Origin of the sequence: Hyphomonas sp. (assembly GCF_040882205.1) — a bacterium.
Lineage (GTDB): Bacteria > Pseudomonadota > Alphaproteobacteria > Caulobacterales > Hyphomonadaceae > Hyphomonas.
Map to the genome: position 1 here is coordinate 1 of NZ_JBBEBT010000203.1, position 22,399 is coordinate 22,399.

General features: G+C 62.8%; 24 protein-coding genes. 15 read left to right on the plus strand and 9 right to left on the minus strand.

Annotated elements, in window-relative coordinates; all coding sequences use genetic code 11:
- Nucleotides 1-7: 7 nt before the first annotated feature.
- Both WEA77_RS08465 and WEA77_RS08470 read left to right on the plus strand, forming a co-directional pair.
- On the plus strand, nt 8-106 hold the full coding sequence (locus WEA77_RS08465; protein WP_368067450.1) for a hypothetical protein: 99 nt from the start codon (nt 8-10) through the stop codon (nt 104-106).
- 108 nt (nt 107-214) lie between these two features.
- Nucleotides 215-1,642, plus strand: a complete 1,428-nt coding sequence (locus tag WEA77_RS08470; RefSeq protein WP_368067431.1) for an amidase — start codon at nt 215-217, stop codon at nt 1,640-1,642.
- A 78-nt stretch (nt 1,643-1,720) separates the two neighbouring features.
- On the opposite strand, the gene hslU is transcribed toward WEA77_RS08470, so the two are convergent.
- The 3 genes from hslU to hslV form a co-directional block, all read right to left on the minus strand.
- Nucleotides 1,721-3,028: an ATP-dependent protease ATPase subunit HslU gene (gene hslU / locus WEA77_RS08475; protein ID WP_368067432.1), complete on the minus strand. Its 1,308-nt coding sequence runs from the start codon at nt 3,026-3,028 to the stop codon at nt 1,721-1,723.
- Between the two features lie 93 nt (nt 3,029-3,121).
- Complete coding sequence (locus WEA77_RS08480; RefSeq protein ID WP_368067433.1) at nt 3,122-4,243, minus strand: hypothetical protein; 1,122 nt, start codon at nt 4,241-4,243, stop codon at nt 3,122-3,124.
- Nucleotides 4,236-4,793, minus strand: a complete 558-nt coding sequence (gene hslV, locus WEA77_RS08485) for an ATP-dependent protease subunit HslV (RefSeq protein WP_368067434.1) — start codon at nt 4,791-4,793, stop codon at nt 4,236-4,238. Before hslV ends, WEA77_RS08480 begins: the two co-directional genes overlap by 8 nt.
- A gap of 130 nt (nt 4,794-4,923) precedes the next feature.
- Between hslV and pstC the strand changes: the two genes are divergently transcribed.
- The 5 genes from pstC to phoB are packed head-to-tail and all read left to right on the plus strand — an operon-like array spanning nt 4,924 to nt 10,157.
- The gene (pstC, locus tag WEA77_RS08490) at nt 4,924-6,339 is read left to right on the plus strand and encodes a phosphate ABC transporter permease subunit PstC (RefSeq protein WP_368067435.1); all 1,416 of its coding nucleotides are present in this window, start codon (nt 4,924-4,926) and stop codon (nt 6,337-6,339) included.
- Entirely contained in the window at nt 6,332-7,912 is a 1,581-nt protein-coding gene (gene pstA, locus WEA77_RS08495) for a phosphate ABC transporter permease PstA (protein WP_368067451.1), read from the plus strand. Before pstC ends, pstA begins: the two co-directional genes overlap by 8 nt.
- A gap of 23 nt (nt 7,913-7,935) precedes the next feature.
- A complete protein-coding gene (gene pstB, locus WEA77_RS08500; RefSeq protein WP_368067452.1) occupies nt 7,936-8,733 on the plus strand; it encodes a phosphate ABC transporter ATP-binding protein PstB in 798 nt (265 codons plus the stop codon).
- 11 nt (nt 8,734-8,744) lie between these two features.
- Entirely contained in the window at nt 8,745-9,431 is a 687-nt protein-coding gene (gene phoU / locus WEA77_RS08505; protein WP_368067436.1) for a phosphate signaling complex protein PhoU, read from the plus strand.
- A 39-nt stretch (nt 9,432-9,470) separates the two neighbouring features.
- Complete coding sequence (phoB, locus tag WEA77_RS08510) at nt 9,471-10,157, plus strand: phosphate regulon transcriptional regulator PhoB (protein WP_368067437.1); 687 nt, start codon at nt 9,471-9,473, stop codon at nt 10,155-10,157.
- A gap of 33 nt (nt 10,158-10,190) precedes the next feature.
- Here phoB and WEA77_RS08515 read toward each other — a convergent pair whose 3' ends face one another.
- Nucleotides 10,191-10,880: a dienelactone hydrolase family protein gene (locus WEA77_RS08515; protein WP_368067438.1), complete on the minus strand. Its 690-nt coding sequence runs from the start codon at nt 10,878-10,880 to the stop codon at nt 10,191-10,193.
- Between the two features lie 146 nt (nt 10,881-11,026).
- Between WEA77_RS08515 and WEA77_RS08520 the strand changes: the two genes are divergently transcribed.
- Nucleotides 11,027-11,848, plus strand: a complete 822-nt coding sequence (locus tag WEA77_RS08520) for a phasin family protein (RefSeq protein ID WP_368067439.1) — start codon at nt 11,027-11,029, stop codon at nt 11,846-11,848.
- Between the two features lie 33 nt (nt 11,849-11,881).
- Here WEA77_RS08520 and WEA77_RS08525 read toward each other — a convergent pair whose 3' ends face one another.
- Complete coding sequence (locus WEA77_RS08525) at nt 11,882-12,514, minus strand: TetR/AcrR family transcriptional regulator (RefSeq protein ID WP_368067440.1); 633 nt, start codon at nt 12,512-12,514, stop codon at nt 11,882-11,884.
- Between the two features lie 157 nt (nt 12,515-12,671).
- On the opposite strand from WEA77_RS08525, the gene WEA77_RS08530 reads away from it, so the two are divergent.
- Nucleotides 12,672-14,360: an alpha/beta fold hydrolase gene (locus WEA77_RS08530; RefSeq protein WP_368067441.1), complete on the plus strand. Its 1,689-nt coding sequence runs from the start codon at nt 12,672-12,674 to the stop codon at nt 14,358-14,360.
- Between the two features lie 10 nt (nt 14,361-14,370).
- Nucleotides 14,371-15,207 (plus strand): alpha/beta fold hydrolase, encoded by an 837-nt coding sequence (locus WEA77_RS08535; RefSeq protein WP_368067442.1) that lies wholly within the window; start codon nt 14,371-14,373, stop codon nt 15,205-15,207.
- Here the strand turns inward: WEA77_RS08535 and WEA77_RS08540 are convergent.
- Entirely contained in the window at nt 15,204-16,790 is a 1,587-nt protein-coding gene (locus tag WEA77_RS08540; protein ID WP_368067443.1) for an AMP-binding protein, read from the minus strand. The two genes, WEA77_RS08535 and WEA77_RS08540, sit on opposite strands and share 4 nt — an antisense overlap.
- A 150-nt stretch (nt 16,791-16,940) precedes the next feature.
- On the opposite strand from WEA77_RS08540, the gene lipA reads away from it, so the two are divergent.
- Genes lipA through WEA77_RS08555 form a run of 3 tightly spaced genes read left to right on the plus strand, consistent with a single transcriptional unit; the run spans nt 16,941 to nt 18,844 of the window.
- The gene (gene lipA / locus WEA77_RS08545) at nt 16,941-17,909 is read left to right on the plus strand and encodes a lipoyl synthase (RefSeq protein ID WP_368067453.1); all 969 of its coding nucleotides are present in this window, start codon (nt 16,941-16,943) and stop codon (nt 17,907-17,909) included.
- A gap of 3 nt (nt 17,910-17,912) precedes the next feature.
- A complete protein-coding gene (locus tag WEA77_RS08550; protein ID WP_368067444.1) occupies nt 17,913-18,377 on the plus strand; it encodes a type II toxin-antitoxin system RatA family toxin in 465 nt (154 codons plus the stop codon).
- 29 nt (nt 18,378-18,406) lie between these two features.
- Nucleotides 18,407-18,844: a VOC family protein gene (locus WEA77_RS08555; protein ID WP_368067454.1), complete on the plus strand. Its 438-nt coding sequence runs from the start codon at nt 18,407-18,409 to the stop codon at nt 18,842-18,844.
- Here the strand turns inward: WEA77_RS08555 and WEA77_RS08560 are convergent.
- The gene (locus WEA77_RS08560) at nt 18,841-19,332 is read right to left on the minus strand and encodes a CinA family protein (protein ID WP_368067445.1); all 492 of its coding nucleotides are present in this window, start codon (nt 19,330-19,332) and stop codon (nt 18,841-18,843) included. The two genes, WEA77_RS08555 and WEA77_RS08560, sit on opposite strands and share 4 nt — an antisense overlap.
- A gap of 20 nt (nt 19,333-19,352) precedes the next feature.
- Nucleotides 19,353-20,138, minus strand: coding sequence for an enoyl-CoA hydratase/isomerase family protein (locus tag WEA77_RS08565; RefSeq protein WP_368067446.1), 786 nt, complete (start codon nt 20,136-20,138; stop codon nt 19,353-19,355).
- Nucleotides 20,139-20,388: 250 nt separating this feature from the next.
- Here WEA77_RS08565 and WEA77_RS08570 point away from each other — a divergent pair, with 250 nt between their 5' ends.
- Complete coding sequence (locus WEA77_RS08570) at nt 20,389-20,661, plus strand: hypothetical protein (RefSeq protein ID WP_368067447.1); 273 nt, start codon at nt 20,389-20,391, stop codon at nt 20,659-20,661.
- 88 nt (nt 20,662-20,749) lie between these two features.
- Here WEA77_RS08570 and WEA77_RS08575 read toward each other — a convergent pair whose 3' ends face one another.
- A complete protein-coding gene (locus WEA77_RS08575; protein WP_368067448.1) occupies nt 20,750-21,880 on the minus strand; it encodes a bifunctional 2-C-methyl-D-erythritol 4-phosphate cytidylyltransferase/2-C-methyl-D-erythritol 2,4-cyclodiphosphate synthase in 1,131 nt (376 codons plus the stop codon).
- 165 nt (nt 21,881-22,045) lie between these two features.
- Between WEA77_RS08575 and WEA77_RS08580 the strand changes: the two genes are divergently transcribed.
- Nucleotides 22,046-22,399: tRNA-dihydrouridine synthase (locus tag WEA77_RS08580; protein ID WP_368067449.1), on the plus strand; the 354-nt coding region annotated here is incomplete at its 3' end.

Genomic DNA, 22,399 nt, shown 5'->3' on the forward strand with positions numbered 1-22,399 from the left:
TGACTATTTGCTGACGGCGAAGGGCGAGGAACTCCGCCCGGCGCTCAAGATCATGAAGGACTGGGGTAGGAAGCACATGCCGGTCAGGCGTGAGGCGAAGACCTAGCCGCAAGGACTTTTCAGGCCGCAGGCCCGGCGCGCTCCCGAGCCATCATCTGGACAGCGACCAAAATCCGGCGCTCAGTATACTAAATCCCGGGAGGAGCGCCGCGCCATGAACATGTCCGAATTTTCGGTTCACGACGGCCTCAGTCTGTCTGAACTTGTCCGCACCAGGCAGGTTACGCCCCTTGAACTTCTGGAAGCTGCGATTGCGCGGATCGAACGCCACAACCCGGGGCTGAACGCCGTCGTCTACACGGCTTTCGACGAAGCGCGGGAGAGCGCGAAAGCACCGCTGCCCGATGGGCCGCTCTCTGGTGTGCCCTTCCTGATCAAGGATCTTGGCCAGCGCGTCAAAGGCTGGCCGCGCACTTCGGCGAGTTTCTTTGCCGAAGTTGCCGCCGATGCAGAAGATAGCGAACTGGTGCGCCGATACCGCTCCGCCGGGCTGGTTCTCGCCGGAAAGACCAACACGCCGGAGTTCGGCATTCCGGGCGTCACCCAGTCTGCCCGGCTTGGTATCTGCCGCAATCCATGGAACCCGGATCATGTCTCCGGCGGGTCCTCGGGCGGCGCAGCTGCGGCAGTCGCGTCGGGTATGGTGCCGATTGCCCATGCCAGCGACGGGCTGGGTTCGATCCGAATCCCGGCGGCGTGTTGCGGTCTCGTCGGCATGAAACCGACGCGGGACCGCAATCCCAATGGCGGCGAGGATACTGACCGCGCAATTGGCCTTTCGGTCGATCATGTCGTCTCGCGAACCGTACGCGACAGCGCCGCCATGCTCGATGCTACGGGGTATCCCGAGCCAGCCAGTCCCTATGCCTATCCGTACAAGGAGCGGCCCTATCTTGAGGAAGTTAGCCGCTCTCCGGGGAAGTTGAAGATTTTCTGGTCCGGCGTGACCCCGAGCGGGCGTCCGGTCGATCCGGAAATCCAGTCCGCGCTCGAACGGACCGCAACGTTGCTCGCTCAGCTTGGCCATGACGTACGCGAGCAGGCAATCACGCTGGACTGGCGCCAGTTCTACCGGGCCCAGGCCATCGTGTCCGGTTCGAATTTTGCCGCAGGCATGGCCCGCATGGTCGAGGCGATCGGCCGTGAGCCCGCCGGCGATATCGGCCCGCTGGCCCGGCGCGGCTATGATAGGGGCCGCGAAATCACCGGCCAGCAGGCGATGTGGGCCTGGCAACAGCTGCGCGTCATGAGCCGGCAGGTGATGGCCACATTCGAAGATTGCGATGTCCACCTCACGCCTGTCCTAGGTACGGCTGTGCCGAGAGTTGACTGGCTTGACCCGCTCGCCGTCGAGATCAGGGAATACGACAAGCGATCCGCGAAGACCTATCCCTTTACGCCGCCGTACAACATCACCGGCCAGCCGTCGCTGTCCCTGCCGCTCTGGCAGACGCCGGACGGCCTGCCACTCGCCATGATGTTCTCTGGCCGGTATGGCGACGAAGCGACGCTGTACCGGCTCGCCGGACAACTCGAAAAGGAATGTCCGTGGAAGGACAGAAAACCACCAATCTGGAACTGATGGACTGGACGCAGGTGCAGCAGCACAATGTCCCTGTCGCTAAGCGCAGCCCCCGGGACGTTGCATCCGCGTCGGGCTTCAGAGGATAAACTTCGACAAGTCTGCATTTCCTGCAAGCGTGCCGACCTTCTCGTCCACATAAGCCGCCGTGATTGTGAACGTCTCACCTGCCTTTTCCGGTGCGTCAAAGCTGATCTCGTCGAGAAGACGTTCCAGGACGGTTTGCAATCTCCGTGCGCCGATGTTCTCTACCGATTTGTTCACTGCTTCCGCAAGGTCGGCAAGCCGGTCGATGGCGGCCTCCTCGAAGACGAGTTTCACTTTCTCGGCTGCGAGCAGCGCTTCGTACTGGCGGATGAGGCTCGCCTCCGGCTCGACCATGATCCGGCGCAAATCGTCGCGCGTCAGCGGTTCCAGTTCGACGCGGATCGGCAGGCGGCCCTGCAACTCGGGCAGCAGGTCTGAAGGCTTCGAGACGTGGAAGGCGCCCGATGCGATGAAGAGGATGTGATCGGTCTTGATGGCGCCGCGCTTGGTCGAGACGGTGGTGCCTTCGATCAGCGGCAGCAGGTCGCGCTGCACGCCTTCGCGGCTGACATCGGCGCCGCCCCGGTCCTTTCGGGCGGCGATCTTGTCGATCTCGTCGAGGAAGACGATGCCGTCGTCCTCGACCGCCATCACGGCCTCGCGCACGACCTGTTCCTCGTCCACCAGCTTGTCCGCTTCTTCGTTCAGCAGCGGCTTATAGGCCTCCTTTACGGTCGTCCGTACACGTTTGGTCCGCTGTCCCATCGCCTTGCCGAGCATGTCGGAGAGGTTGATCATGCTCATTGAGCCTTGATGGCCGGGCAGGTCCAGCATCTGCATCGGGTTGGCGCCCGTTTCCGCAAAGTCGAGATCGACTTCCTTGTCGTCCAGCATGCCGGCGCGCAGCTTGGTGCGGAACACGTCGCGGGTCGAGCGCTGAGCCTCGGCGCCGACGAGCGCGTCCAGCAGGCGCTCTTCCGCCTTGTCCTTGGCGGCCTGCGCCACGCCGGCGCGCTTCTGTTCGCGCACCATGCCGACGGCGGCTTCCACGAGATCTCGGATGATCTGTTCCACATCACGGCCGACATAGCCGACCTCGGTGAACTTGGTCGCCTCGATCTTCAGGAAGGGCGCGTTGGCGAGGCGTGCGAGGCGGCGGGCGATTTCGGTCTTGCCGACGCCGGTGGGGCCGATCATCAGAATGTTCTTCGGCGTAATCTCGCCGCGCAGGTTTTCCGGTGCCTGCTTGCGGCGCCAGCGGTTGCGCAGGGCGATAGCGACGGCGCGTTTTGCGGCGTTCTGACCGACGATGTGGCGGTCCAGTTCGGCAACGATTTCGCGGGGCGTCAGCTGGGTCATGGTGCAGGTCTCGATACGTCTTGGAATGATATGGGAGCGTCCACAAACGGGGCTGGTCCACACCCTGTTTTATGGACGGTTTATGGAGGGATTCTATGCCGGTTCTGGCGGAAAAATACGCATGGCTATTGCGGTTTTCGGAACCCAGCCGAGCACCCAGCGCCGCGCTGTGTGCCAGCCGCCGCCGAGCAGGAGGATGGCGGTGCCGAGCAGCAGCGTTGTCGCGATGAAGCTGGTCGACCCGCCGCCGCCAACCGCGTCAACGACCTGTCCGAGCGCCAGCCAGAAGCTGAGCAGGCTCGAGACGACAAGTGCCCGCCGGTTCAGCGCCAGCGACAGGAGGCCGAGGCCAATGAGGCCGGCGAGCAGCAACATGGCTTCCGGTGTGCTGGGCGTCGCATTCGGCGCGCCCATGATCATGCCGCGCAGGCCGAGGATGATCTGCGGCGCAGCCGCCACGTGCAGCCAGAAGGCATTGTCCGAAAGGCGCGTTATCCGGCCGGGGTCTTTCTGGTCGAACCAGATGGCGGCGGCCAGGGTCGCGAGGCCGATGACGATTGACAGGAAGCCCCCGAAGATCAGCCCGGCATCGCCGAAGAAGCCTGCGAAGGTGTAAGCGGCGGCTGCAGCGCAAACCGCCATCAGGAACATGCAGAAGGGCAGGCGGAAGCGAAGCCAGGCGATGGCGGCGGCGGCGCCGCAGCCGATGAAGGTACCCATGCCGGACTTGCCGAGCGTGTCCCAGGCCTGCGTCAGGCTGGTGATGGTGTTGGCATTGGCGCCGGTCAGGCCGCTGGCGATCATGCCGAAGGAGAGGCCGGAGTAGAGGGTGAAGATCGTGATGGCCGCCATGCTCGGAAGCAGCATCCGGCGGCGGCGTCCGAAATACTCGGCGAGCAGCCACATAACGCCGGCGACCGGCATCAGGATGATGGCGCCGAAAGCGCCGGCATTGTTGGCGGTGACCATCGACCAGAAGTTCGGGCCAAAGAAGAGCCCGGTGATGGCGGTGAGGCCCATCGCGAGGATGACGATGCCGATGGTGATGAAGATGTCGTTGAAGTTGTTGAGGAAGCGCAGGTTTTCGGTTTGCTCCGGCATCGTCCTGGTGACCGGGTCGGCGCGGCTCGCGAGGAAGGCTTCCAGGCGGCTCGCCTGATCGCGGGTAATGATGCCCGCGTCAGCGGCGGCGCGGATGTCCGACCGGTCAAACATCGAGGGTTTCCACGGTGAAATGCCCGTTGGTGTAAACGCAGATGTCGGCGGCGATCTGCATAGCCTTGCGGCCGATCACCTCGGCATCCTGCTCATAATCGTAAATGCCCCGGGCCGCAGCGAGGGCGAAATTGCCGCCGGAACCGATGGCGACGACGGGATGCTCGGGCTCCAGCACATCGCCGGCGCCGGTGATGACGAGGGTGCTCGTCCTGTCGGCGACGATCAGCAGGGCTTCGAGCTTCTGCAGGTAGCGCTCGGTGCGCCAGTCCTTGGCGAGTTCGACGGCGGCACGCTGAAGCTGGCCGGGAAAGCGCTCAAGCTTCTGTTCGAGGCGTTCAAACAGGGTGAACGCATCGGCAGTGGCGCCTGCGAAGCCGGCGAGAATCGCGCCATCGGCAATCCGGCGGACTTTCCGGGCATTGCCCTTCATGATGGTGGGCCCCATCGACACCTGGCCATCGGAAATCATCACGAGCCGGTTGCCTTTGCGAACCGCGATGACGGTGGTGCCATGCCAGGGCAGGCCGGAATTTTCTTGCGTTGTCATGGCTTTGAAATTGGAGGAGTTGGCCCGTCCGCGCAAGGGATCGCAGCCTGATGTGGAATTGTGACAGTTCTGTCACTGAACTGTCACGCACCTCTTCTAAGGAAAGGTCGAACGGGGCACAGGGATCGACATGCTGCAACAGCTCGGCCAACTGCCCATGGGCTGGCTGCTGATCGCCTTGATCGCGGTCTTTGGCTCTGCGGCGTTTTTCCTTGGCCGCGTGCGGGCCGAGCGGCTGCTGGTCTCGACCACCGGCCGGATGCATTCGCGCCCCAATTATCACGGCTATTACGTGGCGATGTGGTCAGTTGTGCCGGTCATGCTGGTCGCCATCGGGTATGGCTTTTTCGCCGAGGACCTGACGCGCAGCCAGCTGAGCCGGGAGCTGCCCTCATCGTTCAGCGCGCTCTCGCCGGCGGAACTGCAAAGCTATCTGGAATCGGTACGCATGGCCGCCGGCACAGCGGCGAGCGCCGGAGCGGACCGGGTGTTCCAGGCGGTGACCAACCGCTACCTCGAACTGCGCGGCATGGTGAATGCCAGTACGCTGGTCCTGCTAGGCATGTTGGCGGCAGCCGGCATGTTCCGGGCGCAGCGGCGGCTCAAGCCTTCTTTTCGCGCGCGGGCGCTGGTCGAGAATGGCATGGAACTCGTACTGTTTCTCTGCGCCGGGGTCGCGATTGCGACGACGGCGGGGATCGTTCTGTCGCTGCTTTATGAGAGCCTGCAGTTCTTCCAGAAGGTTTCGGCCTGGGACTTCCTGACCGGCACGCGCTGGAACGCTCAGACGGAGGCCGAGTTCGGCGCGCTGCCGCTGTTCTTCGGCACGTTCATGATTGCGCTGATCGCGATGCTGGTGGCGGCGCCCATCGGGCTGTTCTCAGCGATCTTCCTGTCCGAGTACGCCTCGCCCACGGCGCGCGGCTGGATCAAGCCGATCCTCGAAATTCTCGCGGGTATACCGACGGTCGTCTACGGCTTCTTTGCGCTGCTGGTCGTGGCGCCGGCGATCCGGACGGCGGCGATCTGGATCAATGAAACGGTGATCCGTTTCGGACTTGCGAGTGAGCCGATTCTGGCCGCGCAACCGACGAGCGCGCTGGCGGCGGGGCTTGTCATGGGCATCATGGTGATCCCGTTCGTCTCCTCGTTGTCAGATGATGTGATCAACGCCGTGCCGCAGACACTGCGCGATGCGGCCTATGCACTGGGCGCGACGAAATCTGAAACCGTGAAACAGGTCGTCGTGCCGGCGGCATTGCCGGGGATCATCGCGGCGCTGCTGCTGGCGGTGTCGCGCGCCATCGGCGAGACGATGATCGTGGTGATGGCGGCGGGCAAGAGTGCGCGTATCTCGATGGACCCGACGTCTGACCTGACCACGATCACGGTGCAGATCGTGTCGCTGATGACAGGCGAGACCGGCTTTGATGATCCCAAGACCCTGTCGGCCTTCGCGCTTGGTCTTGTACTCTTCATTGTGACCCTCGCGTTCAACGTCGTCGCCTTGCGCGTCGTTAAGAAATACCGTGAAAAATATGACTGACACAGCGCGCACTTCGACCCCCAGCGCGGCTGCGGCCAAGCACCTGAAGCGGCGCCGCGCTGCGGACGGCCGGTTCCGGTATTACGGGCTGAGCGCGATCCTGCTTGCGCTCGGCGCGCTCGCCGTTCTGGTGCTGACCATCGGTTCGCAGGCTTTGTCGGCGGCGACTTATCATGTCGTGCGCTACGACATCACGCTCGACCCGGCGATAATTGCGCCGGAGGGGGCAAGCAGTCCGGCAGAAATTTCCCGCAACGTCGAAGGCTTCTACGGTCTTGTGCGCGACAACCTGCTGGCGACTTTCCCGGAGGCCGACGCGGACCGTGCATCGCGCCGCGAAGTTTCGGATTTCGTGACGCGGCTGGCCGTATTGCCGACCGCGCGCAGGGTGGCCCGCAGCCCGGAGCTGGTGGGCGGACAGATCACACTGACGGCGCCGCTGAATGATGACCTCGACCTTTATCTCAAGGGGCAGGGTGTCCGGGAACGAAAGATCAAGACGGGTGAAATCACCGCGGTCGTCCCCGAGGCCGACGCCGGATACCGCATTTCAGGCGCAGGGGCGTTCGACGGGTTGATGGCCGGGCTTGCGGTTGTCGATGCAGACCGCGCGTCGGATGCGGCGCAGGTGGACGTGCTGCTGACGGCGGGCGCCTCGACAGGTCGCCTGACAAACATCGAGGCGGGCGCGGCGCAGCTTGAACTGCTGACTGGCCGGGCGCAGGATTTTGCCAACGCGAGGCCAGCCGCCCGCATCATTGTCTCGCCGGAATCCGAGCGGACGATTTCAGACCGGCAGATTGCCTGGGTTCTGGCGCTGAAGGAGATGGGCCGCGTTGACCGCGTGCCACGCTGGACGCTTCTGACCAATTCCGACAGCACCTATCCGGAACTGGCGGGCGGCCTCGCGGCAATTGTCGGCTCGCTTCTGACCATGCTGGTGACGGCGCTGGTGGCGATGCCCATCGGTATCCTCGCAGCGGTCTATCTCGAAGAATTTGCGCCGCGCAACCGTGTAACCGAGTTCATCGAGGTGAACATCAACAACCTCGCCGCTGTGCCGTCCATCGTGTTCGGCCTGCTGGGGGCGGCGCTCTACATCAACTTCCTCGGCATGCCGCGCTCGGCGCCGCTGGTCGGCGGGCTGGTGCTGGCGCTGATGACGTTCCCGGTCGTGATCATTGCCTCGCGCGCGGCGCTGAAGGCCGTGCCGCCTTCGGTGCGCTCCGGCGCGCTTGCGGTCGGTGCTTCGCAGATGCAGACCGTGTTCCATCACGTCGTGCCACTCGCCGCGCCGGGCATCCTGACGGGCGCCATCCTCGGCATGGCCCGCGCGCTGGGCGAGACGGCGCCGCTGCTGCTCATCGGCATGGTCGCCTTTGTGGGCGATGTGCCGAGAGGGCCGACGGACGAGTCAACGGTGATGCCGGTGCTGATCTTCAGCTGGTCCAACAATGCTGAACGGGCCTGGGAGCCGCTGACGTCCGCAATGATCGTCATCCTCCTGGCCTTCCTTTTGCTGATGAACGGCCTCGTGGTATTCCTGCGGCGCAAGTATGAACGGAGATGGTGATGGATACGCGACAGGGTACGGTCATGATCGAGGACAGCCTCACACCCCCGCGCGCGGCAGAAGCCCCGCCAAGGATCGATTGCCGCAACATCAATGTGTTCTATGGGCAGGCTCAGGCCATCCACGATGTATCAATTACGTTCCCGGACCGGGCGGTGACGGCGCTGATCGGGCCGTCGGGGTGCGGCAAGTCCACCTTCCTGCGCTGCCTCAACCGGATGAATGACACGATCGAGAATTGCCGTGTCGCGGGCGAGATCCTGATGGACGGGGAGAATATAAACGATCCGGATGTAGACCCCGTGCTACTGCGCTCGCGCGTCGGCATGGTGTTCCAGAAGCCGAACCCGTTTCCGAAATCGATCTATGACAATATCGCCTATGGCCCGCGCATCCATGGCCTGGCAAATGGCCGCGAGGATCTCGACGCGATTGTCGAGAACAGCCTGCGCCGTGCTGGCCTTTGGGAAGAGGTGAAGGATCGCCTGGCTGCACCTGGCACCAGCCTGTCGGGCGGCCAGCAGCAGCGCCTGTGTATCGCGCGCGCCATCGCCGTGCAGCCGGAAGTGATCCTGATGGACGAGCCCTGCTCGGCGCTCGACCCGATTGCGACGGCGCGGATCGAGGAACTGATCGATGAGTTACGCAACCGGTACTGTATCGTCATCGTGACGCACTCCATGCAGCAGGCGGCGCGCGTCTCGCAGCGCACGGCGTTCTTTCACCTCGGCCATGTGGTCGAGCTCGGCGACACCAACCAGATTTTCACGAACCCGCGCGAGAAGCGCACAGAAGATTACATCACCGGCCGGTACGGCTGAGCGAGGCAAGCATGTCTGACCATATCGTTTCTGCCTATTCCGAAGAGCTGGAGCGGCTGTCGGCCGAGATCATGAAGATGGGCGGCATCGTCGAGACGATGATCGCGGACGCAACGCGCGCTCTGGCTTCAAATGATCTCGAGCTGGCGAAAGAAGTTGTGCTGCGCGATCCGCTGGTCGATGCGATTGAGTCCGACGCCGAGCGCCAGATCGTGTCTCTGATCGCCCGCCGTCAGCCAATGGGCCATGACCTGCGGATGATCCTGTCGGCGATGAAGATTTCCGGCGAACTTGAGCGGATCGGCGACCTGTCGAAGAACATCGCGAAGCGTGCCCAGCGGCTCGACGAAAACGTCAACACTGAAATGCGAAATGCCATTATCCGTATGGCGCAGCCCGTTTCGCGCCAGCTGAACAATGTCCTGAACGCGTATGCCGGCGCCAATGCCGACATGGCAAAAGCGGTCTGGGAGTCGGACGACGACATCGACAACCATTACAATTCGGTGTTCCGCGAGATGCTGACTTATCTGATCGAGGATCCACGCCGGATCACGGCGGGCGCGCACATGTTGTTCATGGCGAAGAACCTCGAGCGGATCGGGGATCACTGCACGAACATTGCCGAATTTGTCTATTATCAGGTCATCGGGGATTACCTCTCGGAACTTGAGCGGCCGAAACAGAACCAGTTCTAGGTCCGTCAAGGGCCGCGCCAGAAGAATGGAGCCGACCCCATGAAACCGTATGTACTGATCGCAGAAGACGAGAAGGCCGTATCGGAGCTGCTGCTCTACAATCTGCGCAAGGAGGATTACGATGTCGCCATCGCAGGTGACGGTGAGGAGACGCTCATCATGCTGGACGAGCGCACGCCGGATCTCTTGCTGCTCGACTGGATGCTGCCGAAAGTCAGCGGAATCGAAATCTGCAGGCGCGTGCGCAATGGTGGGGCCAATCCCAACCTTCCGATCATCATGCTGACCGCGCGCGGCGAGGAGAGCGACCGTATCCGCGGGCTTGATACGGGTGCGGACGATTATGTGACGAAGCCGTTCTCGACGACCGAGCTGATGGCGCGTGTGCGTGCCGTGCTGCGCCGTATCCGGCCAGGCCTCAAGGAAGACCGGATTACGGTGGGCGATATCGAGATTGACCGAGTGGCGCACCGCGTGGCGCGCAAAGGTAGCGACATTCATCTCGGGCCGACGGAGTTCCGACTGCTCGACTATTTCATGCAGCATCCGGGCCGTGTGTTCTCGCGCGAGCAGTTGCTGGATACGGTGTGGGGTTCGGACGTATATGTCGAGGCGCGCACTGTGGACGTACATGTCGGACGGCTGCGCAAAGCACTGCGCCAGGCGGGCGGGGATGATCCGATCCGCACGGTGCGCTCGGCAGGCTACGCGCTGCGCGGGGACTGACGGGCGCCGCCATCGGCGCCCGCCATCAATCGATCAGGCAAACACTTCCGCGAGGAAGGTTTTCAGATAGGCGAAGCTGCGACGATCGGTATCGGCGTGATACTGCGTGCCGTTGCCCGCGGCGCCGACGGTCGTGAAGGCGTGCGTGGCGAGGCCGTGGGCGTGCAGTTGCCAGTCGCTGCCTGCAAACTCCTTCGTGATGGCGAGTACGTCATCAGGCATCGCCATCGGATCGTTCCAGCCATGTTCGATCAGAACCTTTGCCTTGATCTTCGGCGCCGGGATGTTCTCCGCCGGGCGGAAGAGGCCATGGAACGAGCCGACGCCGAGTATGTCCATGCCGGCGCGGGCCATGTCGAGTACGCAGAGGCCCCCAAAGCAGAAGCCGATGGCAGCGGCCTGGGTGGCGCCGGAGCGGGCTTTCGCAGCAGCGATGCTGCCTGCGAGGCGTTTCTGCAGTTCGGCGCGGTTGCCGACGAGGGGATACATCAGGCCTTCGTTTTCCGCCTGCGTGGCGCCGCGCTTGCCTTTGCCGTAAACGTCGATGGCGAAGGCGGCGTAGCCGAATTCCTTTGCGATGATTTCGGCCTTTTGCTTTTCGTTGGCGCCGAGGCCGCCCCAGGCATGGCAGATGATGACCAACGGGGCATCTGCCTTGCCCGCGGCCGGCACGTACCAGCCCTCATAGGCCTGTCCGTCGATCTGATAGTCCACTGCGCTCATGGCGGTCTCCTCGTCATTGGTTCCTGGCCCTCGATAGAGGGCAAAGCGGCCTGAGTTCAAGGCAAACCGCCATTAGTATGCGCTTTCTAGACTTTTTCCCTAGACCGGGGCCCATGCGTTCACCCTCTTCCCGAAAGGAACCTCCCATGGCGAAGAAAACCACGAAGACCACCAAGACTTCTGCCCGCGCGAAAGCCGCAGCTGTTGGCAAGCAAGTTGAAGCCCAGTCGACCGAGATGGCCCACAAGATCTGGCTGGCCGGCGTCGGCGCCTATGGCAAAGCCTATGACACGGCAGTTGCCGGCGCGAACGTGCTGAACAAGCAATCGGCTGACGTTTTCGAAGACCTCGTGAAGCGCGGTTCGGAAATCGAGCATGACGTGCGCGCTAAGCTGGCCGCTGATGAGCGCGTTGCCGGCGCCTCGAAGCAAGTTACCAAGACGCTTGAGACCGTGCGCGAGATGCAGGTTCAGGCCCGCGACCAGTTCGATGCCCGACTTGAGCGCATGCGCGGTCTTCTCGGCGTGAAAGGTTTTGGTGATGTGCGCCAGAAGTTTGCCCGCCAGATCGACAAACTGGAAGACGAAGTGGCGGCCGTCACCTCGAAAGCCCGCGCCAGGATCGGCGATGCGGACCTTAAGGCCCGCCTTGCGCGCCTGACTTCGGAAATCGAAGCGGTGGCCGGCGAGACCGGCGCTGAAGTTGCGAAGACTGCGAAGAAGGCGGCTTCGAAAACTTCGAAAGCGGTCAAAGCTGCGCTGAAAGCGCCGGAAGGCGCCGACGACCTGACGCAGGCGGATGGCATTGGCCCGGCCCTGTCGAAGAAGCTGAACGCCGAAGGCCTGACGCGCTTTGCGCAGCTTGCCACCCTGAAGAAGGCTGAACTCGAGGCCCTCGACGCCAAGGTGGGCGGCCGTGGCCGCGTTGCGAAAGCGACCTGGTCGAAGCTGGCGAAAGCCGCCGCATAACGAAAATGGAGAGGGCGGGCCGGGTGGCTCGCCTTATCCCTTCGTATCCTTGAAATGCCGGATCATCTGGCTGAGTGCAGCCGGTCCCATGTCGCCCATGTAGGGCACCATCAGGCACATCACCTGGAACACCGTCTTGTGGATAAGGGCAGGGCCGTCATGGACCTCTTTGGAGAGTGCATCGCCTGCCAACCAGAAAGTCAGTGTCGTGATGATCTGGTCGACCAGCGGCTCCTTCAGACGCTTGTCGACGGACAGCATGCCGAGGCGTTCGAGATCGTCGAGGATGCGAGTGATCGTCTGTCGCTTGCCGGCCACGAGGCTGCGGAATCGAACGGCCAGATCGGGGTAGCGGGCGAGGAGGCCGGCAAGGTCGCGGTAGAAGAAGCGGAAGTCGTAAATCTCTTCCAGCAAGATGTAGATGTAGACCCAGTTGTCCTCGACCGAAGCCAGCCCGCCTTTCGACCCGCGCAGGATGACCCGCATCTCTTCCTCGAAACGCTCGTAGAGGGCCCGGATGATCGCGTCCTTGCCCTTGAAATGGTAGTAAAGGTTGCCGGGACTGATCTCGAGTGCATTGGCAATATCGACGGACGACAGCCCGCTTTCTCCTTCCTCGTTGAAGAGAAGGAGGCTGACTTCAAGTATCCGGTCGCGTGTTTTCATGGCCAGCCTGGCTGTTTGACAGGTAAATCTGACTGTGGAACGAATTTTGTGAGTAAATTTACCACGGTCTTTTTGCCGGATGGCAAGGGACCGGGATTAGACCGGCCACTGGCGGACTGTTGCCAGGAGAGACCGGCGGCAATCGGGAGGGACTGAAATGAGCAAACCCAAGGACGAAATCGACCAGAATGCGGCGCAGAGCACGACAGCCCTTAACCCGCTGATGGGCGGCATTAACCGGCAGGAATTGCTCGGCGCCGTAGCCATGATGCTGCGCTCGTCGGTTACCAATCCGGTGACGACCGCAAAGGCGGCCCGAAAGATCGTCTCCGAGAACACCCAGATCCTGCTCGGAAAGTCGAGGCGCGAGGCCGACAAGAAGGACCGCCGCTTCAAGGACCCGGCCTGGGAGCATAACCCCTTCTACAAGCGCGGCATGCAGGCCTTCCTTGCAACGCAGGAACACCTCCATGACTGGGTCAGCGAAATCAGGATGAGCGAGCTGGAGCATGCCCGAGCCAAGTTTGTGATGGGCATGATCACCGATGCAATGGCGCCGACCAATACGCTGATAGGCAACCCGGCCGCCACCAAGCGCGTCGTCGATTCCGGCGGCCTGTCGCTGCTGAAAGGTATGAAAAACCTCTATGACGACCTGACCAAGAACGGCGGACTGCCCTCTCAGGTCGATAAGCGGCCATTCAAGGTGGGTGAGAATCTCGCCGTTTCGAAGGGCTCGGTCGTGTGGAAGAACGAGATGCTGGAGCTGATCCAGTATGCGCCGACCACGGAGAAAGTTTACAAGACGCCGATCCTGATCATCCCGCCGCAGATCAACAAGTTCTATGCGATGGATCTGACGCCGATGACGTCGATGGTCCAGTTCCTGCTTGCGATGGAACAGCAGACCTTCGTGATCTCCTGGCGCAATCCGCAGAAGGAACACCGGGCCTGGGGCCTGGTGGACTATATCGACAGCCTGATCCAGGCGACTGAAGTCATCCGCAAGATCACCAGGTCGCCAAAGATCAACGTCTCTGGCGCCTGTTCGGGCGGTATAACTACGGCGACGTTTGCGAGCCTGCTGGCAGCTGCCGGTGACAAGCGGATCAATGCGGTGACGTTCATGGTCTGTGTGCTGAACCCGCAGAAGGAAGACAGCGATATTGGCCAGATCGTTTCCGATGGCAGCCTGGAGATTGCGCGCAAGATGTCCAGGGCGCGCGGCATCCTGAAGGGCGATGATCTTGCCCGGATGTTTGCCTGGATGCGCCCGAATGACCTGATCTGGAACTATGTCGTCAACAATTATCTGATGGGTGAAGACCCGCCGCCATATGATGTGCTCTTCTGGAACAACGACACGACGAACCTTCCGGCGCAGCTGCACTCGGACTATCTGGACATCGCGCTGCACCAGCCGTTCGATCATCCGGGTACGGTGGAAGTGGCCGGACACAAGGCAGACCTGCGCCAGGTGACCGCCGATGCGTTTGTGGTGGCCGGTCTCACCGACCACATCACACCCTGGAAAGCCTGCTACCGGACGCCCGCGCTGCTCGGCTCGAAGAATGTCGAGTTCGTGCTCTCGTCCAGCGGGCACCTGCAGTCGCTTATCAACCCGCCCGGTAATCCGAAGGCGAAATATTTCCGCAGCACACAGATGAAGCCGACACCGGACGAATGGGCAGCTAGCGCTGAGGAACACTCGGGCTCGTGGTGGCCGCGCTGGGGAGAATGGTTGAAGGAGCGCGCGGGCCCGCTTAAAGCGGCGCCAGCGGCGGTCGGCAACGAGAGCTTCCCGCCACAATACGCGGCCCCCGGCCGCTACGTGTTCAACGATTGAGGATCGCCCCATGGCCAGCTATTCGCGCCAGCCTGAAATTACCATGCAGGACGTCGACGGCGTGATGCTGCGCACAGCCTATTGGCCGGGGTCGGACGGCGGCGAGCTGCCGCTGGTCTTCTTCAACGGCATCGGCGCCAACCTCGAACTGACGCTGGCGCTGGGTGACATGTTCCCGGACCGGGCAATCCTGACTTTTGATGTTCCCGGCGTCGGCCTCAGCCCTGTGACGCAGTGGCCTTACCGGCACTGGATGGCCGCGCGTTGGGCGCGCAAGCTGAGCGACCGGCTTGGTTTCGGCAGTGTTGACGTGATGGGCGTGTCCTGGGGCGGGGCGCTGGCGCAGCAGTTTGCATTCCAGTACCGCAACCGCGTGAACAAGCTGATTCTGTGCGCCACATCGTCCGGCATGACGATGATCCCCGGGCGTCCGGCGTCGCTGTCGAAGATGGTTGATACGCGCCGCTACACCGATCCGGACTTCATGCGCGAGAACTTCGCGAAGCTTTATGGCGACGCAGCCGACGAGTCCGCTGGCGACCATATCCATGGTCTGCGCCCGCCGGACCCGAAGGGGTATTTCTATCAGTTGCTGGCCTTCGCAGGCTGGTCAAGCTTGCCATTCATTCGCTTCCTGAAGATGCCGACATTGGTGATGATGGGCGACAAGGACCCGGTCGTGCCGCTCGTTAACGGGCAGATTCTGACCTGGGCGTTGCCGGATGCGCGCCTGCATGTGGTGGAAGGCGGGGGACACCTCTTTATCGTCACGCGGGCCGCCGAGACGGCCAGTGTGATCAATAGCTTCCTGGGCGAACGCGCGGGCAATGCGGCGCAAGCCGCCTAGTCGTTCATGAGCCGCTCGGCCTCGGTGCGGACCGCGCCGTAATCGACCTTGCCGGTGCCGAGCACCGGGATATGGCCGACCTTGAATACGCGGCGCGGAACGGAGATTTCAGGCACACCGTGGCTCTGCGCCCAGACGAGGATCGGCGTACGGGCCGCTTCCGGTGCCTCGCTCAAAAGGACGACCTGCTCGCCTTTCTTCGGGTCGGGCAACGTAACGGCGGCGTGCATATGGTCCGGCCAGACGGCGGCTGCGCAATTCTCCACGACCGCCAGCGAGACCATCTCGCCGCCGATCTTGGCAAAGCGTTTCACCCGGCCGAGGATCTTGATGAAGCCTTCGGAATCGACATCGACGATGTCGCCGGTATCGTGCCAGCCATCGATCAGCTTCTCGATGACGCCGGGATTTGACGGGCGCAGATAACCCAGCATGATATTGGGCCCGCGGATGTGGATGCGCCCGCCTTCCGGCATGCCTTCAACCGGAACCAGCTTGTATTCCATATCCGCCATCAGACGTCCAACGGTGCCCGGCTTGTTGTGTTCCCATTGGTTGGCGGCAACGACCGGCGAGGCTTCAGTTGCGCCGTAGCCTTCAAGGATCTCGATATTGAACTTGCGCCGCACATAGTCGCGCGTCTCGTCCTTCACGCGCTCGGCGCCGCAGACGGCGAGGCGGATGGAGTCCATGTCGCCGTCCGCGCCGGTGCGGGCGTATTGCGAGATAAAGGTGTCGGTGGCGAGCAGGATAGTGGCACCGGTCTCGCGGATACGGCGGACGATTTCCTTGGGCTGCAGGGGCGAGGGGTGGAACACCACCTTGATGCCGGCAATCAGCGGCAGGAGGGCGCCGACGGTGAGGCCAAAGCAATGAAAGGTGGGCAGCGGGTTGAACACAATGTCCGTATCCGGGCTAAGGCCGATATGGGCGCGCACCTGCTCGACATTTGCCATCACATTCTCGTGGCTGAGAACAACACCTTTGGGCTCGCCTTCGGTGCCAGACGTGAACAGGATGACCCCTGGCTGCTTGTGGTTCAGGGCGGCGCCAACAAAGGTTGGCAGGACCGGGCCGGCGAGCGCCGAGAGCTTGTCGCCGATCGAAAGCTTCTCGCGCACGTCTTCGAGATAGATGATCTCGGCAGCCTTGGAGAGTTCCGAGATCAGGTCATCGAGGCCGGCCAGTTCGACGAACTTGTGTGCGGTGATCAGGCGTTTCACCTTGCCCGCGCGCATGGCGGCCTTGAGGTTTTTCGAGCCGGCCGTGAAGTTCAGCATTGCCGGCACGCGGCCATAGGCCGTAAGCGCGAAGAATCCGATGACCGAGCCCGCTCCGGTCGGCAGCATGACGCCTACCGATTCGCCTCGCTTCGTGCCCTTTTTGAGGGCCGAGCCCAGGCCGAAGACAGCGCGGATGATCTCCTTGTAGCTGAGGATACGCTCATCCCCGTCGACAAGGACCGGCTTTCCGGCGCCAAACTCCCGCGAGGCGCGGAGCAGGGCAGTGAAGAGGTTTATGCGCGTGCGTTCCGGCCTGTACGCCAGCGGAGCCGGCACAAGCGGCTGGAGGGATTGCTGCATCGGGTTCGCCCTGGTTCGTTTCTTCCCGTAGTTTTTGTGTAACATTCTGTCATCTAGCGACATGCAAGCAAGCGATATTGCAAGTCTGCATATGCAGCCTGCGCAATGACCATCTTGCTGAATCGCGCGGCGGGCGCCATTTTGGCGGCAATGGCAAACCTCATAGACCTGAAAAACAACGCGCCCCGGCTCCGCCACCCCGAGAAACAGGGGCGGCCGGATACACCTTTGATGCGAAAACCGGACTGGATTCGCGTCAAGGCGCCGACTTCGGAGGGCTATGCGGCCACCAGGGCGATCGTGAAGTCCAAGGGACTGGTCACGGTCTGCGAGGAAGCCGGCTGCCCGAACATCGGCGAGTGCTGGGACAAGAAGCACGCGACGATGATGATTCTGGGCGACGTGTGCACGCGCGCCTGTTCCTTCTGCAACGTGGCGACGGGAAAACCGAAACCTGGCGTTGACTCAGATGAGCCGCGCCGGGTGGGCGAGGCGGTGGCCGAGATGGGCCTCAGCCATGTCGTCATTACGTCTGTAGACCGCGACGACCTGAAAGACGGCGGCGCGATGCACTTCGTGCAGACGATCCAGTCGATCCGCGAGCGCGCACCGGGCGCGACCATTGAAATCCTGACGCCGGACTTCCTGCGCAAGGATGGCTGGGAGAACCATGTCATCGACGCGAAGCCGGACGTGTTCAACCATAACCTCGAAACCGTGCCGCGCCTCTACCTGACCATACGTCCGGGTGCGCGCTACTTCCATTCGCTCCGCCTGCTGCAGAAAGTGAAGGACCGCGACCCGTCGCAGTTCACGAAGTCCGGCCTGATGGTCGGCCTTGGTGAGACGAAGGAGGAGGTGATGCAGGTGATGGATGACATGCGCTCCGCCGGTGTCGACTTCATCACCATCGGCCAGTATCTGCAGCCGACGCGCAAGCATGCCGCCATTGACCGCTTCGTGACGCCGGACGAGTTCAAGGCGTATGAAGAGATCGCTCGGGCGAAGGGATTCCTGATGGTCTCGGCAAGCCCGCTGACGCGGTCCAGCCATCATGCCGGTGAGGACTACGAGAAGCTTCGCGCAGCGCGCCAGGCGCAGCTTGCTGCGCCTGAATAGGGCATGCCGCGGTTTTTGAAAACCCTCCGCGTGCCCTATGGGCCGGCTGAGTGTTTTCAGCTTGTTTCCGATATCGCGAAGTATCCGGACTTTATCCGCTGGATCACGGCCATGCGTGTCTCCGGCAAGCGGGAGCTTCAGCCCGGCGTGACCGAGTGCCAGGGTGAGGCGGTCGTCGGCTTCAAGGGCTTCACGGAGCGCTTCACCACTCAGGTCGTTGCGGACAAACCGGCGGCACGCGTGACAGCCTCGTTGGTGCGCGGACCTTTCCGAAAGCTGTTTGCCGAGTGGCGCATATTCGAAACGGTTGGCGGCGCGACGGACATCTCCCTCGAGATCGACTACGAGTTCCGCAATCCGGTGATCGGGTTCCTCGCAGCGGCAAACCATGACCTGGCAACCGACCGCATCCTCAATGCGTTTCTGGTTGAAGCGCAGCGCCGGTTCGGGAAGAGTGCAGCTCCATAAGGGGAGCGCAGATCATTGATCCCAATGGCATTGCCCATACCCAGCTTTCAGTCAGCGATCTGAAACGCAGCCGGGACTTCTATCACCGGATCCTGCACCAGACGTTCGGCGTGACCATCCAGTACGATGACGCGGCCACATACTATTGTACCGGTTGGCGAACCGGCATCGTGATCCGGGAGGTCAGAGAGGCAAACCGGGGCGTTGGGTTTGCCCAGAGGCGGGCGGGGCTGCACCCTTTCTGTTTCCGCCTGCGATCGCGCGAGGATATCGAGCGCCTGCATGAGGCGCTGGTCGATATGGGCGCCGCCGTGATCCGGGCGCCGCGACCCGCCCCGTGGGCGCCGGGCTATCATTGCGTGCTGCGGGAAGACCCGGATCGGACCGGGCTTGAGGCCGTGTTCAGACCGGACGCCGGCAATCTGGGGATCATCAAGGACAGGCCCGTGACCGCGCCGATGACTTAGCGCATCTGCGCCTGGATCATGTTAAGCGCGGTTTCGACCGCTGCCATGCGGATCGCGTCGCGGCTGATGTCTCCGAGTTGAAGATGTTCGTGGATGATGGCGCGGTTTTCGCGGGCGCAGGCGATGTGCACGGTGCCAACCGGTTTCATCCTGGTGCCGCCGCCGGGGCCGGCGACGCCGGTAATGCCGACGGCGATGTTGGCGCGGCTGTTGCCGAGGGCGCCTTCGGCCATCATGCGGGCGACTGGTTCGGACACGGCGCCGTAATCCGCCAGCGCGTCGCCCGGTACGCCCAGCATCTCTTCCTTGGCGCGGTTCGAATACGTGACGAAGCCGCGTTCGAAGACGCTGGATGAGCCCGGGATTTCCGTGAACAGCGCGGCGAGCAGGCCGCCGGTACAGCTTTCAGCGGTCGCGATCTTCAGGCGCGCCTGTTCGGCGTCGTCGAGGATCAACAGGGCGAGATTGCGCAGGCGTTCTGGAAACATGGTGACTTCCTACAGGCCCACTAGCGCCCCGTGAAGACCGGATCGCGCTTCTCGATGAAGGCGGCGGCGCTTTCCTTCGCGTCCTCGGTCTGCATCAGCTTGCGGATTTCGGTGATCGCCCACTTGCCGGTGTCGCGCCAGTCCGGGTCCAGCGTGCGGCGCAGGCCCGCCTTGAGCGCGCGGACGGCCTGGGGCGGGTTGGCGGCGATCTTCCCGGCAATGGCGAGCGCAGTCTGCAGCAGGTCCGCTTGAGGCACGACGCGGCCGACAAGGCCGATGGCTTTCGCTTCGCCAGCGTCGATGATGTCTCCGGTGAACAGCAGCTCGCTGGCCTTTTCGCGCCCTACGATCTGCGCCAGCCGTCCAAGACCCGGCGCATCACAGCAGAGCCCGCGCTTGACGAAAATCTCGCCCCACTTCGCCGTGTCCGCCATCACGCGGATGTCCGCCATGATCGACAGCTCCGCGCCCCAGCCGAGGGCGAAGCCGTTGATGGCGGCGATGACCGGAATGTCCGTATGCAGAAGGGCGTCAGCGGCCGGCGTCAGACCGCCTGTGTCCTTCGCCTTCGCCGCGCGCTCAGGCGTGACCGGCGCGCCCTTCGAGAGGATCTTCTTTACATCATCGCCAGAACAGAAAGCCCGCGTGCCGGAGCCGGTGATGACGATGGCGCGCGCCTCGGATGTGCGGATTGCATCTTCCAGCGCATCATAAAGATCATAGTCGAGCGAGTTCATCGCTTCGGGCCGGTTCAGCGTCAGCAGGGTAACGTGCCCGTGTTGCTCTTTGAGCAGGATGTCAGACATGCCGGTTCTCCCCGATTGATTTGCCGAATGCTCGCACGAAGCCTCGGCGGTGAAAATCCTGTCGCCGCGTAAGGAAAGTCAGCTTTGCCAGTTGCAAGATAGCGGTAACGAAAGGAAAAGTGAGGCAACGCTTGGCTGAACGTGATCTCAGGAACAAGGAACTGGCGGACAGGCTTACTGCCGTCTGCGCGGCTTTCGCAGTGCCGGAAAAACGCGAATAGAAATGCGTTTCAGGTCGTCTGACTTCGCGATGAGCCGCAGGATCGCTTCCATTCCGGAGCCCGGGGCATCTGACAACCCCGTGCTCGCACCGGAATGGGATGTGGCCATAGGTTGCCTGGAAGGGGAAGGGCTTGCACTGTCAGTGGCCGCTTTCCTGCGGAGGGTGTTCCTGGGCAACATTCGCTCAGACCGCGCGGCGGGGCAGTCACTCGTCTGGCACATCGAAGACGGAAAACTGAGCTTCCCGCCGGCGCCGGACCGCGAAGCTCATGCACAGGTTCTCGCGGATGCCTCTGACTGACCGGCGGCCTCCGGCGGGTACTTTGACGATGAGGTAGAAACGCTTAGAGGATTCGCCAAAGGGCTGCGCAAGCGCGGCAAGTCGAGCTTCATGCCTTCGGCATCAACACCGCAATCGCCTCGGCGGCGATGCCTTCGCGCCGCCCGGTGAAGCCGAGGCCTTCGGTTGTGGTGGCCTTCACGCTGACGGCGTCCAGCGGCAGGCCGAGGAGTTCAGCGGTGCGGGCCCGCATCGCTTCGCGGTGGGGTTTCACCTTGGGCGCCTCGCAGATCACGGTGATGTCGCAGCTGTCGATCCGGTAGCCCTTCGATTCTGCAAGAAGCTGAGACTGTTTGAGAAAGATTCCACTATCAGCGTTTTTCCAGCGAGGGTCAGACGGCGGGAAATGATCGCCAATATCACCCAGCGCGGCGGCCCCAAGAATGGCATCGGTCAGCGCATGCCATCCAGCATCGGCGTCCGAGTGACCTTTCAGCTTGGCGCTGTGCGCAATGGCCACCCCGCAAAGCGTTACATGGTCGCCGGGTTCGAACGCGTGGACATCAAAGCCTTTGCCGACACGGGGCGCGCCAGTCGGCGCAAGCAGGCGGGCGAGCATGTCGAAATCCTCGGGGAAGGTGATCTTCTGAAGACGTGCGGAGCCGTTGATCAGTTTGATGCGGGCGCCGGCAACTTCGACAGCGGCAAGGTCGTCGACAAGGTCAGCGCCTGAATGGGCGAGTGCCGAGCGGATGGCACCGAAGCGAAAGGCCTGCGGGGTCTGCACTCTGTACAGGCCGGTTCGGTCGATGCTCGTCAGCGCGCCTTCATCGCCGCGCTTCAGCGCGTCTGAGACGGGCAGGGCGGGAGCGGCCGCGTCGGCGATGTCCAGCGCCTCGATCAGGGCGGTGATCAGGGCCGCGTCGATGCCCGGACGCGCGGCGTCGTGAATCAGCACCCTGGCGTGTTCCGGCAAGGTTAGCGATGCAAGACCGCTGAGGACGGATTGGGTGCGGGAGGCGCCGGGCTCGGCGCGGACAAATCGCTGGCCTTTGCCCGGTTCGCCTAGCTCAGGTGAGGCGACCACCACGATATCGGTAATGGCCTGATGCTGGCTGAAAGCATCAATCGACCAGTCGATGACGCGGCGGCCGAGGAGGGGTTGCCATTGTTTGGGCGTGCCCGCTCCAGCCCGGTTTCCCGAGCCTCCAGCTACGATTATGGCAGCGACGCGTGTCATGGCGCGCTTCTAGGCCAGCCGTTATCCTGTGACTATACAGTCGCACGAATTCTCTTTCTGCACGAATATTGTGCTGCTCATGATTTGTGCGCTTGTGAATAAAGCGAAATTCGTCAAGATATCGAAATGATTAAATTTGAGGCACCTCGGGTTTGGTTGGCGCCGATGTCCGGCGCGACCGACGCGCCGATGCGGCGCCAGGCCGTGCGGTTCGGTGCGCCAGCGGTCGTGTCTGAGATGGTAGCCGGAGAGACGCTGGCACGGGCGCGGCCGGACGTGGTTCGCCGCACCTGCCGGCATGAGGGCGCGGGTTTCTGGATCGTGCAGCTCGCGGCGCGGCGCCCCGGCGACATGCTGGCGGGCGCCCGGCTGATGGCGGACGCGCAAGTCGATGTCATCGACATCAATATGGGCTGCCCGTCTAAGGAAGTGACGGGCGGCCAGTCGGGGTCGGCGCGGATTCGCGACCACGGGCTTGCCGGTGAGATCATCGACGCGGGCATCGAAGGGGCGGGGGCG